This is a genomic window from Paralcaligenes ginsengisoli (genome assembly GCF_054781135.1).
Window position 1 is genome coordinate 21,199 of sequence record NZ_BAAGUZ010000001.1, and the last position, 17,094, is coordinate 38,292.

The following is a 17,094-nucleotide window of genomic DNA, read 5'->3' on the forward strand; positions in this document are numbered from 1 at the left end:
GGAATGACAATGCCCGTTATTGAGTCCCGGATCAATCCGCGATCGCAAGCGTTCGCCGACAACGCCCAAGCTATGCAAGAGCAGGTCGACGACCTGCAAAAACAATTGGCGCATACGGCGCTGGGCGGCAGCGAAGCCGCCCGCGCCAAACATGTGGCGCGCGGCAAGCTGCTGCCGCGCGAACGCGTTGAACGGCTGCTCGATCCGGGCACGCCTTTTCTTGAACTCTCGCCGCTGGCGGCGCACAACGTCTACAACAACGCGGCCCCCGGCGCCGGAGTCATTACCGGAATCGGGCGCGTATCGGGCACGGAATGCGTCGTCGTCTGCAACGACGCTACGGTCAAAGGCGGCACCTACTACCCCCTGACCGTCAAGAAACATCTGCGCGCCCAGGAAATCGCCCAGCAAAACAGGCTGCCCTGCGTTTATCTGGTCGACTCGGGCGGCGCCAACCTGCCCAACCAGGACGAGGTCTTCCCCGACCGGGATCACTTCGGCCGCATCTTCTACAACCAGGCCACCATGTCGGCGCAGGGCATCGCGCAGATCGCGGTAGTCATGGGGTCGTGCACGGCCGGCGGCGCCTACGTGCCCGCCATGAGCGACGAATCCATCATCGTCAAGAACCAGGGCACGATCTTCCTGGGCGGCCCGCCGCTGGTCAAGGCGGCCACCGGCGAGGAAGTCACAGCCGAGGATCTGGGCGGCGGCGACGTGCATACCCGGCTGTCGGGAGTCGCCGATCACCTGGCCAATAACGATCTGCATGCGCTCCAACTGGCGCGCAGCGCCATAGGCCGGCTCAACCATCACAAGCCGGTGCAGTTGCGGCGCAAACCGTTCAGCGAACCGCTGTACGATCCCCGGGAACTGAACGGAATCATCCCCAAGGACACCCGCAAGCCTTACGATGTGCGCGAGGTCATCGCCCGTATCGTCGACGGCTCGGAGTTCGACGAATTCAAGACGCGCTACGGCACGACGCTGGTTACCGGTTTTGCACACATACACGGTATGCCGGTGGGCATTATTGCCAATAACGGCATCCTGTTTTCCGAAGCGGCGCAAAAAGGCACGCACTTCATCGAGCTCTGCTGCCAGCGCAAGATTCCGCTGGTGTTCTTGCAGAACATCACAGGCTTCATGGTGGGAAGAAAATACGAAAACGAGGGCATCGCGCGCCATGGCGCGAAAATGGTCACGGCTGTGTCGACCGCCGCGGTGCCCAAATTCACCGTCCTGATCGGCGGCTCGTTCGGGGCCGGCAATTACGGCATGTGCGGCCGGGCTTTCGGCCCCAGGCTGCTGTTCATGTGGCCCAACGCGCGCATCTCGGTAATGGGCGGCGAGCAGGCAGCCAGTGTACTGGCCACGGTGCGGCGCGACGGCATCGAAGCCAAAGGCGGATCCTGGAGCGCCGAAGAAGAAGAGAACTTCAAAGCGCCCCTGCGCGAACAATACGAAAAAGAAGGGCATCCCTATTACTCCACCGCCCGCTTGTGGGATGACGGCATCATCCAGCCCGCCGATACGCGTCGTGTGCTGGCGCTGGGCCTGTCGGCCGCGCTGAACGCGCCCATCGAAGACACACGTTTCGGCGTGTTCAGAATGTAATTCCAAGGAGTCCTTGTGTTTACCACCCTCTTGATTGCCAATCGCGGCGAGATCGCCTGCCGTGTCGCCGCCACCGCCCACCGCCTTGGCCTGCGCACCGTGGCGGTCTATTCCGACGCCGACGCCAATGCGCGCCACGTTGCCGCCTGCGACGCGGCTGTACATATCGGCGGATCCGAGCCCCGCGCCAGCTACCTGCGCGCCGATGCCATCCTTGAAGCCGCCCGACAAACCGGTGCCCAGGCCATCCACCCCGGCTATGGCTTTCTATCCGAGAATGAAGGCTTTGCCCAGGCCTGCGCCAAGGCGGGCATTATCTTCGTCGGTCCGCCCACCGGCGCGATTGCCGCCATGGGCAGCAAATCGGCCGCCAAGACTCTCATGGGCAAAGCGGGCGTGCCGCTGGTTCCGGGCTATCACGGCGATAAGCAGGACCCAGGCTTTCTGCAGTCCGAGGCCGACGCCATGGGCTATCCGGTGCTGATCAAGGCCAGTGCGGGAGGCGGGGGCAAAGGCATGCGCATCGTGGAAAGCAGCGCCGCCTTTGCCGACGCGCTTGCCTCCTGCAAGCGCGAAGCCGCCAGCAGTTTCGGCGATGACAAGGTGCTGCTCGAGCGCTATCTGCAAAAACCGCGCCACATCGAAATCCAGGTGTTTGCCGACACGCACGGCAACTGTGTGTACTTGTTCGAACGCGACTGCTCGGTCCAGCGCCGCCATCAAAAAGTCATCGAAGAAGCCCCCGCCCCCGGCATGAGCGAAGCGCGGCGCCGCGCCATGGGCGAGGCGGCCGTTGCCGCCGCGCGCGCCGTCAATTATGTCGGCGCGGGCACGGTCGAATTCATTGCCGAACCCGATGGCCGTTTCTATTTCATGGAAATGAATACGCGCCTGCAAGTCGAACACCCCGTGACTGAAATGATTACCGGGCACGATCTGGTCGAATGGCAATTGCGTGTGGCCGCCGGCGAGCCGCTGCCGCTCACCCAGGACCAGTTGAGCATCAACGGGCACGCCATCGAAGCGCGCATTTACGCCGAGAATCCCGAAAAAGGATTCCTGCCCTCCATAGGCACGCTGTCGGCCCTGAATTTTCCGCCGCATGCCGCATTCCAGAACGGCGATATCCGGGTCGATGGCGGTGTGCGGGCCGGCGACACCATCAGCCCCTTTTACGATCCCATGATCGCCAAACTCATCGTGCGCGGCGCCGACCGCGACCAGGCCCGCGCGCGCATGATCCAGGCGCTCGGTGAAATTCAAAGCGTGGGGGTGAACACCAATATCGCCTTTCTGCGCCGCCTCATGGGCGACCCGGCCTTTGCCGCCGCCGATCTCGATACCGGCCTTATCGAACGTCAGCACGATTCGCTGTTTCCCGCCGCGGAAAACGCTCCACTCAGCACCCTGGCGCTCGCCGCGGCCGCCCTGCTGGCCGACCAGGGGCTGGGCTCCTCTACCTTGCATGCGAATGTGGTGCATGCCGATCCCTGGGCCCAGACCGATGGCTGGCGCATTGCGAGCCTCTACCAGCGGCCCTTTACATTGATCGATAACGACGCCGTGCACGAACTGCGCGTCGGCCGCAATGGCGAACACTGGTCCTGCAGCGACGCCACCGGCACACAGGCTTTCGAATGGCGTGCCGAAGGACTTGCGCCCAAGCAGTATCGGCTGCGCATTCGTCTCGATGGCGTCGATACCTCGGGGGTCGTGGTTTTGCATGGCGATCATGCTCATGTGTTCGTTGCCGGCGGCGTACGCGTGCTGCAGGTCCGCGATGCGGTTGCCCATCCCCAGGATGAGGGCAATGTGCACCAGGGCGGCCTGACCGCGCCGATGCCGGGCAAGATTATCTCGATTGCCGTCAAGGCAGGAGATACCGTCAAAAGCGGCGACGCCCTGATGGTCATGGAGGCCATGAAAATGGAGCATACGATACATGCGCCTGGCAATGGCACGGTGCAGGAGTTGTTCTTTGCTGTCGGCGATCAGGTTGGCGACGGTGTGGAGCTGATCGCCATCGCTGCCGCATAGACAGGGGCTGATCGCCTGCATTGTGATTTTTTATGCGAGGCTTTAGCGCATTTTTGGTTTTGAGTGTTTATGGCATTCGACGTTTTGGTATTTAAAGACGCCGTCTATCGGGGCTTGGGGTCAGGGCCGGCACGGCGTGCTTGATCCGGATCTACCTCGTCCAGGCGGGCGTCGGGCCAAACTCGCTACGCCGCTGGCGCGGCTACGCTCAAACATGGCCCGCCGAAAGCCCCCGCCTTCCCTACGGTAGCATCCGGCGCACGCCTTACGCCGGTCCTGACCCCAAGCCCCGATAGACGGCTCGCGTTGTGGCATGCCTGGAATGAACGTGCCGGCCCAAGGTATACCTCGATGCATGACCTCAACGTTTCTCTCGGTGCATTGCCTCAACGCAAGCCGCAGGGTGGGCGGTGCTGTGTAGTCCGGCGGTAGTCCAGCGCCGGGGGCTGACGAAGGGAAGGCGGGGGCCTTCGGCGGGCGCTGTCTGAGTGGCGCCCCGCATCGCGGGGCGACGCGAGTTCGCCCGACGCCCGCCTGGACGAGGCAGACCCGGGCAGTCGGGGTGCGTAGCACCTCGACCGCTGGACGTGCCGGACTACACAGCACCGCCCACCCTGCGGCGTCTTTATAGAATTAACCGCCGCCAACACAACAACGCACAGTCCAAAGTCACCGCTCAAGCCAGTAAAAAGGCAGCCCAAATTCACAACCCAAGCCTAAAAACAGCTCAAAACAAAAACCACAGAAACACGTCCAGCACCGTCAACACTAGAACCAAAAAACGTTTTAGAATAGCGCACCATTAAAATAGAAATAATTCTCGTTCATGTCGTTTCGTTCGCACCGTAAGCTGACTGCCTGGCTCGGGCTGCTTGCCATCTGGCTCGGCCTGCTCATGCCTATCGCATCGCAAAGCGTGCAAAGGCACCACGACCCGGACCTGAAACTTTCATTCTGCTTTCCCGACGGCAAGCAGGACATTCACCTCGCTACCCCCGACTCACACCAAGACACGCACCAGTCCCACGACTGGAAGGCTTGCGGCTATTGCGGGCTGCTGGCCCTGCACATGCCGCTGGCCCATGCCGCCACCCTGGTGGTGGATACCCCCGATCGGCAAGTTTCCCTCCCGCCTTCGGCCAGCCTGGTTGTCGATCTACCGCTGGCGCACACACCGGCCTTTCCCCGCGCTCCGCCTCCCCTGTTTTCCTGACATCGAGCCTTCGTTCCATACCCAAAAGCTTACAGGTATGGCTTGTCGTAATGAGCACGACACCGGCCAAATAATTCCATTTCAAAATCAATCGTGATCGCGACAGCAAAACGCTGACTGGTCCGTGCGTACGGCGGCCATGGCCGTACTTGCTACGCATGAGCGCGATTCGACCGAAATGAAATAAGGCCGACTATGGAAAACAGCCATGAATCGCACTACCCGCCGCCTCGCGCCCTGGGCCCTGCTGGGCCTTTTGCAGCACCCATGCACTTTCGCCGCCGCACCCGCAGATGAAACCACGCTTGCGCCGATAACCATTACCGGCCAAGCCACCGCCCCCTCGGGACTGGACCCCCAGCTACCGGCCAGCACCCAGTCCGTGACCGCCAGGGATCTACAGCAAATCAACGTGGTCAACACCGAAGACGCAGTGAAATACCTGCCCAATTTTGCCATACGCAAGCGCTATATCGGCGACGCGAATTCCCTGATCTCGGTGCGTGGCACCAACAATTCGCAAAGCGCGCGCGGGCTGGTGTATGTCGACGACATGCTGCTTAGCAACTTTCTGGGCAACTCCTATGGCTTTGCACCCAAATGGTCCATGGTCTTTCCGGACAATATCGAACGGGTCGACACATTCTATGGCCCATTCTCGGCCCTGTATCCCGGCAACTCCATGGGGGCCACAGTCGCCATCACCACAAAAATGCCGAAAAAACTCGAGGCCACCGCCTCCGTGCAGGGCTTTTCGCAGCACTTCGATCAATTCGGCATGGACAGGAATTTCAATGGATCGCAATCCAGCGCCACGCTGGGAAACAAGATCGGCAATGCTTCGTTCCTGATCGGCATCGACCATTTGCAGAACACCAGCCAGCCCTTGCAGTTTGCCACGCCCCAAGCCGCCAACGGCGGCCAGCCCGGCGGTACTCCGGTAAGCGGGGCGCAATCCTACATCGACCAGTACGGCAAGCCGGGCGTCATCGCCGGCACCAGCAGCGAAGGTGTGGTCCACCTCGTGCAGGACCAGTTCAAGTTCAAGCTGGCCTATGACATTACACCCACCATAGAGGCCGGCGCCTCGCTGAGTTACTGGAACCGCCGCTACAGAAACGACAACGAAAGCTTCCTGCGAGACCCCCAGGGCCAGGTAGTTTACGCGGGCCGCGTGAATATCGACGGCAGCGCCTACAACATCGATCCGGCCACGTTCGCCAACAGCGCCGGCCGCACCGAAAGCGCCCTGTACGGCCTGTCGCTCAAATCGCACCAGCAGCATGGCTGGAATTTTGCGGTCGATTTTTCGAGCTTCGACGTCCTGAGCGACACGCTAAGAACAGCCGCCGCGGGCGGCACCAATGCCGGCCCGGGCACCATCGAATCGACCCGCGGCAGCGGCTGGAACGCCCTGGACGCCAAGTTGAGCTATACGCCGGCAAGCGACGCCCCCGGAGCGCACTGGATCACCGTGGGTTATCACTTCGACCGCTACCACCTCGACGACCAGGTCTTCAATACCGACGATTGGCAGACCGGCGGAATGCAGGCGCCCAAGAACGCCTTTTTGGGCAGCACCGCCACCCAGGCCGTTTACGCGCAGGACGCCTGGAAATTCGCGTCGAAATGGACGCTGACCACAGGCCTGCGGGCGGAATCGTGGCGGGCCTACAGCGGTGCGCGCAGTGCGGGAGACGCAAGCGTGGGATACGGCAATCGCCACGAGACGCATTATTCACCCAAGGCCTCGCTGGCGTACGCCGCCACCAACGACCTGACATTGCGGGCCTCGGTGGGCCGCGCCTACCGTTTTCCCACTGTCAGCGAATTGTTCCAGGGCAGCCTGTCGGGCCTGTCCATCGTCAACAACGACCCCAATCTGAAACCCGAAAGCACGCTCAGCAAAGAACTGGCGGCCGACTGGTATACGGATAGCGGCCTGTTCCACCTGGCCCTGTTCCAGGACGATGTCAAAGACACCCTGTATTCGCAGACCGACACCACCGTCATTCCCAACATCACCAATATCCAGAATATCGACCGGATCCGCAACCGCGGCATCGAGATCAGCTACCAGGGCGAGAATGTCGCGGTCGCCGGTCTGGACCTGAGCGCCGGCGTAGGCTACACCCGCTCGAAAATACTGGAGAACTCGCGCAGCCCGGAAACCGAAGGCAACAACTTCCCGCGCGTTCCCTTGTGGCGCATCAACGCAGTCGCCACCTATCACTTCACTCAACAAACCGCCCTCACGCTGGCGGGACGGTATTCGGGCCGCCAATACAACACGCTGGCCAATACCGATATCAACCCGGACACCTACGGGGGAAGCAGCAGCTTCATGGTGTTCGATGCCAAGCTGCGATACCAGGTTTCAAGCCGCATCGAGGCAAGCCTGGGAGTCGACAATCTGTTCGACAAACGCGCCTATATCTATCACCCCTATCCGGGCCGGACAATCTTTGCCGAACTCAAATTCAAGCTCTAGCCTTATGCCCGCAGGGGCCAAGCCCTTGCCCATACCGGGAACCCAATGATATGAATACCCATACATCCACGGACCAGGCCATTGCGGCCGGGCCGACACCGCAGCAACGTTACCGCACGCTCTGGCGCTGGCACTTTTATGCCGGCCTGTTCGTAATGCCGCTGTTGCTGCTGTTGTCCATCACGGGCACTCTTTATGTGTTCAAACCCCAAATCGAAGCCGTACTGTACAAGGACCGCCTGTTTGTCGCCGCGCCGGCGCAAAACGCCGCGCGGCTCTCCTACGACGAACTGGCCCGGGCCGCGCAAGCCACCCTGCCGGCTCAGGCAAGCCTGTTGCGCGTCAATGTCGACGACACGGCCGATCGCAGTGCCGAACTGGTTTACAAACTGCCCTCGGGGCGCAAGACCAGCGTTTACCTGGACCCTTATAACGGCAAGGTGCTCGGCCGCCTGGATGTCGACAGGCGTTTCATGCAAGTGGTCCGCAATCTGCACCGCGATCTGATGCTGGGTTTGTGGGGCGGCATCCTGATGGAGTTGGCGGCAACCTGGACACTGGTCATGCTGGCCACGGGAATCGCGCTCTGGTGGCCCGACAAGTCTCACCCGGGCCTCAACGCCAAAGGACGGTTGCGGCCTCGCGGACAACTCCAGGGACGCCTCTGGTGGCGCGACCTGCATACGGTCATCGGCATCTGGTTCGCCGCGGGCGCCTTCTTTTTCGTATTGAGCGGCATGCCCTGGTCGGGCGTCTGGGGCGCGAATTTCAAGGCCCTCGCCACCTCGATGAGTTTTGGCTATCCCGATGGCGCACGCCAGGCCGGGCACATACACAGCGCGCAGCCCGGACAGGCCAGGCTGGCCGACCAGCCTTTCACGCAAACGCCCTGGGCCACGGGCGACACCGCCGTGCCGCAATCCTCGCATGCCGGGCATGCGATCGCAACACCGTCCGCTGCCGCGATGGACAATATGCCTGACATGGGGGATATGCCCGGCATGTCCTCCTCCCATACGCAGCACACATCGACCCTGGGCCGTGCGTCGCTGGACAAGATCATTGCCTCGATCCGGCAGGCCGGGCTGGCCGGCGGCTACGAACTGGCCGTACCGCAAACGCCCGGTGGTGTGTTCAGCGCCTCGTACTACCCCGAGGACCCGCGCGGCCAGCGCACGCTCCACCTCGATCAATTCAGCGGTGAACTCATTGCCCAAGCCAGTTATGCGCAATATGGTCTTATCGCCAGGGCCATTTCATTCGGCACAGCCCTGCACATGGGTCAACTGGCGGGACTCGCCAACCAGATTATCTGCGCCGTCATTGCACTGGCACTGGGCGGATTGTCCCTAAGCGGACTGATCATGTGGTGGAGCCGGCGCCCGCGCGGCGCCTTGGCCGCCCCTGTCCGCACAGCTTCGGCCCAGGTTGCCCGGGGATGGAAACTGGGGCTGGGCGTATTGGGGCTGATTTTCCCCCTGATGGGCTTGAGCCTGGTACTGGTAGCGCTGCTGGACTGGTGGGTTTTCGCTCCCAAGAGCACCCATGCAGCTTTGCGGCAATCGCTTAGCGGCTCAAGCCCCGGGCGCTGATCGGCCAGATTGCCTCGACCCGCTGGCCGCGCACAGCCACGACCGAATCATGCAAATTGAAGGTTGGGTCGCAATGCCCCGGAATCAGGCGGACCTGGGCGCCCAGGCCAGGGCGGTTCCGGGCATGTTCCGCGTGCAAAATGGTGTGTTCGTCGTTAATGGCAACGCAGCTCCAGCCTTCTATTTCGGCCGATCGGGGAACACCGCTTTCGGCACTGGTCGATTTCAGGCCGATATCGACGACCGCCCTGTCGGCCGTGGGCGTGCTCATGACCGTGCCGAGCAGAAACAGACTGTGCCTGAACGACAGGGCCTCGCCCCAGTCGATACTGGCGTAATCCGCATCCATGAAGGGGTAGGAGCCGGCCTGGATTTCCGTATAGACCTTGCTGGCTACGTCGAATACAGCCGATCCAGTGCCGCCGCCGGTGACGGTCGGGCAGGGAATCCCGGCCTGCTCGAAGGCCGAGAGATAGCCGCGGACCAGGCGCGCCGCCTTGTCGCACGATTTTTGCCGCTGATCGAGCGAATGCTTGTGCTGCAGCCCGCCGTGATACGCCTGCAAACCGATGAAGTCTATATTGGGTAGCTTCTGCACCAGCCGCGCCAGCGCCAGCGCCTCGTCGGGCGTTTGCACCCCGCAGCGCTTCTGCCCCACATCTATCTCGACCAGCACGCCCAGCGAGGCCCCCTGCTCGACCAAGGCGGCCGACAAGGCCTGCACTGCCCGCGCATGATCGACGCAAACCGTTATTCGGGCCTGTTTGGCCAGGCGCGCCAGCAACGCCAGCTTGGAGGCTCCCACCACTTCGTTGCTGATGTGAATATCGTGCACACCGGCCGCCAGAAACGGCACGGCTTCGCTGACTTTCTGGCAGCATATGCCTTCGGCACCCAGCGCAATTTGCCGCAAGGCAATCTCGGGGCATTTATGCGCCTTGGCATGAGGCCTGAGCGCCACGCCATGGCGCTCGGCCAATACCTGCATAATGCGCAGATTGTCTTCAAATGCGTCCAGGTCCAGGATAAGGGCCGGCGTGTCGATACTGCCGACAGGGTCGCCCACACGCGCCGCTGGCGCCATGGCCACCGCGTCGATTCGGTTCAGCTCTTCCATAAGTCCCGCTCCCGTGCATTATAGAAAGGGCTCCCGCTCCGATCCCTGCCTGGAGGATTGCCAATCGAGACGCCGCGCCCCATGGAGCCGGCTCACGAGTTACCTTGCGCCCCGGTATTATCCCCGGGATAACCAAGAATTAGCATCTTTTTGGACAATTGACTAGAGTAGCATCACAAACCGCCCAAAAACCTGAATGCCCTCACAATGACGCCGGCGTCCAACAGCTTGCGCGCTTTCCCGGCCCCCGAGTTGCTCGTGATGGCAAATCAGCGTACAGTCGATTCTGACTTTACCGGTTAACCCTTAATTATTCGTTGACTCTGTAAAGGGCAACCCAATCGCCTATGTTCGATATATTGGTTTATTTATTCGAAAACTACTACACGCCCCAGGCCTGTCCCGAGGCCGATGTACTGGCGCACAAGCTGGCCGCGGTAGGTTTTGAACACGACGACATCGACGAAGCGCTCAGCTGGCTGTACGGCTTGGCTCAAACAACCGAACAATGCGTTCAGTTTGCGCAAAGCCCCCACGACGACAGCAAGCGCATTTTTACCGAGCACGAGTATCGCACGCTGGGAACCGAAGCCATCGGCTTCATCAGTTTCCTGGATAACTCCAACGTGCTGCCTACTGTGCTGCGCGAAATCGTCATCGACCGTGCCCAGGCCACCAACGAATCGCCGATTTCGCTGGAAAAGATAAAAATCATTGCGCTAATGGTGCTTTGGAGCCAGGAGGCCGAAATCGACCACCTGGTGCTCGAAGAACTCCTTACCGACGATCAGTCGCGACTGTCGCATTAAGCTTTTCCAATACGCATGTCGTTTTGCCCAGACCGCAATTCCGGCGGCTATGTAGGCCGTTTCGCCCCCAGCCCCAGCGGCCCCCTGCACGCCGGTTCGCTGGTGGCGGCCATGGCCAGCTACCTGGACGCGCGCAGTCATCACGGCCAGTGGCTTCTGCGCATTGAAGACATAGACGTCCCGCGCGTGGTGCGTGGAGCCGACCTCGTCATCATGCAGCAGTTGCAGGCGCTGGGCATGCAGTGGGATGGCGACCCGGTCTGGCAAACGCAACGCTACGGGGCATACCAGGAAGCCTTCGACTCCCTGGCTTCGCAAGACCTGGTCTATGGCTGCGCATGCACCCGCAAGGATATCGACATGGCGCTGGCCGCGCAGGAAACAGCATGGGATGATCCGTCGCGGCATTCCGCGGCAGCGGCGGCCGAAGGGCTGCATGAACGGCCCTACCCCGGCACCTGCCGGGCGGGACTGAAAGCCGGACAGACAGCCCGGGCATGGCGCTTTCGCACGCCTGAAGGCACGGAGCGCTTCAATGACCGCTGGCTGGGGCCGCAAAGCCAGGATGTAGCCCGCGAAGCAGGCGATTTTGTGCTGAAACGCGCCGATGGACTATGGGCCTATCAGTTGGCTGTCGTGGTCGATGACGGCCGGCAAGGCGTCAGCGATATCGTACGGGGCACCGATCTGCTCAGCTCGACCGCCAGGCAGCGAGTTCTGGCGCGCCACCTGGGCATGCCTGTTCCGCGCGTCATGCATGTGCCCCTGGTGCGCGACACCTCGGGGCGAAAACTGTCCAAGCAGAATCATGCCCCCGCCCTGGACTGCAGCCGGCCGCTGGAAGCGCTCAACCTCGCGTGGCAGCGCCTGGGTTTCGAAGCGCTTGCCTGCGCCGATGCCCAGGCCTTCTGGTCAGCCGCCCAACGGCGATGGGCCGCACGTTTTGGGATCGCGCCGCCATCGACGATGTAGAGGCATCCACGGCGACGGATATACGGGCCGCCCTCGACGCTATAGAGCGGCCCTTGTGGCCGCTCGCCGTTTGCCGACCCAAACACGGGCGGGCAAACGACCCGCCCCTACAGGGGTTTCATGTCTGCATCCAGCAAACGGGTCAGCAAACCCGTGCCGTCCCGGGCCACGCGGAACTCTCCGTATTTGGCCGCCTCGAAGCGCCGAGCCTGGCCTTCGGGAAAAAAATAGCCGTTGGTGACTATACGCACATCCGGGCCACGCAAGCGGAACTCCAGCGCAACGCCCTGATCCGCGCGAGGCTGAAACTGTATCGACTGCAACTGATACACCCCCTGCGCGTCGGGCTGCAAGATCATATAACCATGCCGCAGCGATGCATACTCTTTGGACGAAGCGAGCATGCGCCGAAGCGGCCGGACCAACGCAAAATTCAAGGCCATATAATCGCCCTGGATCAGGGACCGCGGATCGACCGGAGACAGTGCCAGCACCACGCGTTGCCCCGTCTGTAAAATTTGCCGATATTTGTACGTGCTTATATTCACTACGCACAAGACCAGCAACAAGCCGCCCAGCAAGCCCGCCCGGCGTAGCCAAAGCGGTGCATCACGCCCTGCGGCCGCCTTTGATGCCTGCATGCGCAGGCGCAACAAGGCCCACACGACCACGAGCGCAGCGCCGGCCACACCCAGCAAAAACGCTTTGTGCAAAAGACTCGTATCGAGCAAATAATAATAGCGCGCCAGGCAAGCCAGCAGGCCTGCCACACCGAACACCTGCAACGTTCGCCGGCCCAGGGCGAATCCCAGGACCATCCAGGCCAGGGCAAGCACAATGCCCGTCGACGGCATCAGCCAGGCCAGGCTCTGCGCCGAGACTGCCAGCGACCAGGCAAGCGGCGACCAGAATTCGCGGCGATCGTATCGGCTACCGGCATAAAACGCGCCCAGGGCCGCCAGGGATAGCGGCAACAAGCGCGCGGAAAGATCCAGAAAGGCCTGGACAGGCGCGGCCGTCTTCCCGAAAAGAGAGTCGTCCAGCACCCAGTACCATGAAAAATCGGTCCATGTCAGGTCCAGAAACGCCCAGATGGCCAGACAGGCCGCGAAGAACCTGAGCGCGAAATTGGCGCCTGCCGCATAAATCAAAACACTGGCGAGCACCATGGCCGCCACTCCCGTATCGCGCGGCAGGGTAAGGGATTCATGCCAGCTCAGGCACGCCAGGAACAGCCCCGCGGCCGCCACCGTGGCGCCTGCCTCGCGCATCGCCACACCCGAGGTGGTCCTGCATACCAGCAAGCCTGCGCCGCACAGCACAAGGCCTGCGATCCAGAGCCGCTCGATCTGCAGGTCCAGGCTTAATACCAGCAGGGCAATGATCAGGCTTGCCGTGATCCACATGACAAGCAAGCGAAACGCGCTCAAAAACCAAGGGTCGCGCGCATCGCCGCGCACATGGGGATATGGACTCGCGCCGGCTTTGGCGCTGACCCCCGGCCGACGACTCAGCCAACGCAACAGAACGCCGCTAAACAACATCAAAATCAGGATAAGCCCCAGCAGCGCCAACTCCGACTGGATGAAACTAAGCAGATCGACGGTTACGACAGTAAACGCGCCTACCGCAGCCAGGCACACCATGGCCAGATCAGGGCGTATGCGGGTGTAAATCCAGGCCATGAACCCGGTGACGCCCAGGCCGAGCAACGCCACAAAATGCGAGGAGTAGCTGCTGGGGCTGCCGAAACATGTCAATACGGCCCCCACCAGCAAGGCTGGCACGACCGCGCCCAGCACACGCGGTCCTATGCGCCAGCGATCGCCAAACTGCCCGATCCGGCACTCCCAGCACCACAGCAGCACACTATCAAGAGCCGCCAGGCCCAGGCATATCTCCAGATAAAAAGGGTAGGCCGGCAACCACATCCACCCATCGGTGAACCCGAAGTACAGGATTACTCCGACATTGACCACCAGCACCCAGAGCAAACCCAGGAAAACGGTCCGGACCGCAATCAGCCAGGGCAGCAAAAGCAGCGCCCACCAGGCGAACAGCTGCCATGAATCTGCGCCGGTCTGATATATTTGACCCACAAGCGCCAATAAAGCACCGATTGCCACACCCGCCAGACCCGTCAAATTGGCGGAAACGGAAAAATTCCGGTCTTTATGCGTGAGGGGATATCGCTCCAGCAAGCAGGCCACCAGAATGATGATTGCCATGACTGCCTGTGCGCCGGCCAATTTCTGGAAGGCTGTCGCATGCGCCCAATTGGCCGCAATCCAGCATATTGCGGCGCTCGCGAGTAATAACGAACCGAGCGAAAACGTCGTTTTCCGGAAAAATTCCACCCAATTTCCGTGGGATGCATGGACTTTTCGAGAGCCGTCGACTTGCATTGTGTGATTCCCACCTCGTATTATCCGCGCTACCACTGCCGAAATGCAGTCACTGGAAATTCATGAACAAAACGCTGATTATTGCCGAGAAACCCTCGGTAGCCCTAGACATTTCACGCGCTCTCGGAGGATTCACCCGGGAAGGCGACTATTTCGAAAGCGAGCAATTCGTGCTCGCTTCAAGCGTAGGCCATTTGCTCAGCCTGGTTGCTCCCAACGATCCGGTGCGCGGTAAATGGAGTTTTGCCCATTTGCCGGTCATCCCGCCCCAGTTCGAACTCGGTCCCACCGACAAGCGATCCGCCGAACGGCTCAAGCTGCTGGTCAAGCTGCTCAAGCGCAAGGACGTCAATGCGGTCATCAACGCCTGCGACGCCGGGCGCGAGGGCGAGCTGATTTTTCGCTACATCGTGCAATACTCTGGCATCAAGAAGCCCATACAGCGCCTGTGGCTGCGTTCCATGACGCAGACAGCCATCCGTGAGGCCTTTGCCAATTTACGCGATGACGAGGCCTTAAAACCCCTGGAATCGGCTGCCCGGTCCCGGGCCGAGGCCGACTGGCTGGTCGGCATCAATGGCACCCGGGCCATGACCGCGTTCAACAGCAAGGACGGAGGGTTCTTCAAAACCCCGGTGGGACGCGTGCAAACTCCCACCCTGGCCATCGTCGCCGAACGCGAAGAGCGCATACGCAAATTCGTATCGCGCGACTACTGGGAAGTGCACGCCACCTTCGTCGCGGCCGCCGGCTTTTACACCGGGCGCTGGTTCGATCCGAAATTCGCCAGGAACGAGCTCGACCCCGAACAGCGCGACTCGCGACTCTGGTCGCAAACGGCGGCGCAAACCATTGTTACCGCCTGCCGCGGCCAGGCCGGCCAAGTCAACGAAGAATCCAAGCCGACCACCCAGATGTCGCCGGCGCTATTCGACCTGACCTCGTTGCAGCGCGAAGCCAACTCGCGTTTTGGCTTTTCGGCCAAAACCACGCTTTCGCTGGCGCAAACGCTGTACGAGCGGCACAAGGCACTGACCTATCCACGTACCGATTCGCGCTACCTGCCCGAAGACTACCTGCAAACCGTCAAGCAGACCATGCAGGCCCTGTCCAGCGAGGGCTCGTCCGCCGCGGCCAGCGTGCGGCCTTTCGCCGCGACCGTATGCAAGCAGGATTGGGTCAAGCCCAACCGGCGGATCTTCGACAACAAGAAAGTCTCCGATCACTTCGCCATTATCCCTACCCTGCAAATCCCGCGCGACCTCAGCGAAGCCGAAGGAAAAATCTACGAGCTCATCACCCGCCGTTTCCTGGCGGTATTTTTCCCGGCAGCCGAATTCCGCGTTACAACCCGCATTACCGAGGTCTCGGGGCATCATTTCAAGACCGAAGGCAAGGTGCTCATCAATCCGGGCTGGCTGGCGATCTATGGCCGCGAAGCGCAAGGCGACGACACCAACCTGATCGCCGTGGCCGAGGGCGAAACGGTCAAGACCGACGAAATCGAAGCCAAAGGCCTGGTTACCAAGCCCCCGGCCCGCTACAACGAAGCCACGCTGCTTTCCGCCATGGAAGGCGCCGGCAAACTGGTCGACGACGAAGCCTTGCGCGAAGCCATGTCCGAACGCGGCCTGGGCACTCCGGCCACCCGCGCGGCCATTATCGAAGGCCTGCTCAACGAAGGCTATCTGCGGCGCGAAGGCCGGGATCTCATCCCCAGCGCCAAAGCGCGCCAGCTCATGACCCTGCTCTCGGGCCTGGGCGTAAACGAACTGACCTCGCCCGAACTGACCGGCGAATGGGAACACCGCCTCAAGCAAATCGAACATCGCGAACTGGACCGCGACGCCTTCATGCGCGAAATCGCGCAAATGACACAAATCATCGTCAAGCGCGCCAAAGAGTACGAACGCGATACCGTGCCGGGCGACTACGCCACATTGACTACGCCCTGCCCGAAATGCGGCAGTGTCGTGAAGGAAAACTACCGCCGCTACGCCTGCACCAATTGCGACTTCTCGATCGGCAAGCACCCGGGCGGACGTACTTTCGAAATCTCCGAAGTGGAAGAATTGCTCTCCAAGCGCACGCTTGGGCCACTGCCCGGCTTCATCAGCAAAATGGGTCGGCCGTTTGCGGCGCTATTGCGCATTACCGACGAATACAAGCTCGAGTTCGACTTTGGCCAGAACGATGACGACGACGGCGAACCCATCGACTTCTCAGCGCAAAGCCCGCTGGGCGCCTGCCCGAAATGCGGCAACCACGTCTACGAGCATGGCATGAATTATGTGTGCGAAAAATCGGTAGGACCGGGAAAAAGCTGCGATTTCCGCTCCGGAAAAATGATTCTGCAGCAAGAAATCTCGCCGGACCAGATCAGGAAACTGCTGGCCGAAGGCAAGACCGACCTGCTCGACGGCTTCGTCTCGAGCCGCACCAATCGCAAGTTCAAAGCCTTCCTGTCCAAGCAGGCCAACGGCAAGATCGGTTTCGAATTCGAAGCCCGCCCCGAAAAACCAGGCCGCAAAACAGCCGGCAAGACCGCGGCCAAAACCGGCGCCGGCAAGGTCGAAGCGGAAACTAGCGCCAAGACTGCGGCAAGCGCCAAAACGGCAGTGAAAAAAACCGCGGCCAAAAAAGCCACGAAAACAGCGGTCAAGCGGGCCAGCAAAACGGCTTCAAAGACCGCCGCGAAAAAAGCCGTCAAGAAAACCGCTGCCCACTCAAGCGCCGGCGACGACGACGATCCGCCATTCTGAGCCAGACGGCGGCCACAAAGGACTACCCCCAAAAAGTTGGACGCCGATTCAACTTTTTGGGGGATGGCATGGCTCCCCG

The 17,094-nt window shown here is 61.3% G+C and carries 10 protein-coding genes; 8 read left to right on the forward strand and 2 right to left on the reverse strand.

What is annotated here, in order from left to right:
* The first annotated feature begins 9 nt into the window (after nt 1–9).
* The 5 genes from ACYVIS_RS00090 to ACYVIS_RS00110 all read left to right on the forward strand — a co-directional run bounded on the left by ACYVIS_RS00090 (nt 10) and on the right by ACYVIS_RS00110 (nt 8,950).
* The gene (locus ACYVIS_RS00090; RefSeq protein ID WP_232741766.1) at nt 10–1,617 is read left to right on the forward strand and encodes a carboxyl transferase domain-containing protein; all 1,608 of its coding nucleotides are present in this window, start codon (nt 10–12) and stop codon (nt 1,615–1,617) included.
* 15 nt (nt 1,618–1,632) lie between these two features.
* Complete coding sequence (locus ACYVIS_RS00095; RefSeq protein ID WP_232741767.1) at nt 1,633–3,654, forward strand: acetyl/propionyl/methylcrotonyl-CoA carboxylase subunit alpha; 2,022 nt, start codon at nt 1,633–1,635, stop codon at nt 3,652–3,654.
* A gap of 826 nt (nt 3,655–4,480) precedes the next feature.
* Complete coding sequence (locus ACYVIS_RS00100; RefSeq protein WP_232741768.1) at nt 4,481–4,867, forward strand: DUF2946 domain-containing protein; 387 nt, start codon at nt 4,481–4,483, stop codon at nt 4,865–4,867.
* Between the two features lie 208 nt (nt 4,868–5,075).
* Entirely contained in the window at nt 5,076–7,358 is a 2,283-nt protein-coding gene (locus ACYVIS_RS00105; protein ID WP_460872917.1) for a TonB-dependent receptor, read from the forward strand.
* 50 nt (nt 7,359–7,408) lie between these two features.
* Nucleotides 7,409–8,950 (forward strand): PepSY-associated TM helix domain-containing protein, encoded by a 1,542-nt coding sequence (locus ACYVIS_RS00110; protein WP_460872918.1) that lies wholly within the window; start codon nt 7,409–7,411, stop codon nt 8,948–8,950.
* On the opposite strand, the gene ACYVIS_RS00115 is transcribed toward ACYVIS_RS00110, so the two are convergent.
* A complete protein-coding gene (locus tag ACYVIS_RS00115) occupies nt 8,925–10,067 on the reverse strand; it encodes a DSD1 family PLP-dependent enzyme (protein ID WP_232741771.1) in 1,143 nt (380 codons plus the stop codon). The two genes, ACYVIS_RS00110 and ACYVIS_RS00115, sit on opposite strands and share 26 nt — an antisense overlap.
* 347 nt (nt 10,068–10,414) lie before the next feature.
* Here ACYVIS_RS00115 and ACYVIS_RS00120 point away from each other — a divergent pair, with 347 nt between their 5' ends.
* Entirely contained in the window at nt 10,415–10,876 is a 462-nt protein-coding gene (locus ACYVIS_RS00120; protein ID WP_232741772.1) for a Smg family protein, read from the forward strand.
* Between the two features lie 15 nt (nt 10,877–10,891).
* Complete coding sequence (gene gluQRS / locus ACYVIS_RS00125) at nt 10,892–11,848, forward strand: tRNA glutamyl-Q(34) synthetase GluQRS (RefSeq protein ID WP_232741773.1); 957 nt, start codon at nt 10,892–10,894, stop codon at nt 11,846–11,848.
* A 107-nt stretch (nt 11,849–11,955) separates the two neighbouring features.
* On the opposite strand, the gene ACYVIS_RS00130 is transcribed toward gluQRS, so the two are convergent.
* Nucleotides 11,956–14,253, reverse strand: coding sequence for a GDYXXLXY domain-containing protein (locus ACYVIS_RS00130; protein WP_460872919.1), 2,298 nt, complete (start codon nt 14,251–14,253; stop codon nt 11,956–11,958).
* A 62-nt stretch (nt 14,254–14,315) separates the two neighbouring features.
* Here ACYVIS_RS00130 and ACYVIS_RS00135 point away from each other — a divergent pair, with 62 nt between their 5' ends.
* Nucleotides 14,316–17,015 carry a DNA topoisomerase III gene (locus ACYVIS_RS00135; RefSeq protein WP_232741775.1) on the forward strand — a complete coding sequence of 900 codons (2,700 nt, stop codon included), beginning with the start codon at nt 14,316–14,318 and terminating at the stop codon, nt 17,013–17,015.
* The last annotated feature ends 79 nt before the right edge of the window (nt 17,016–17,094 follow it).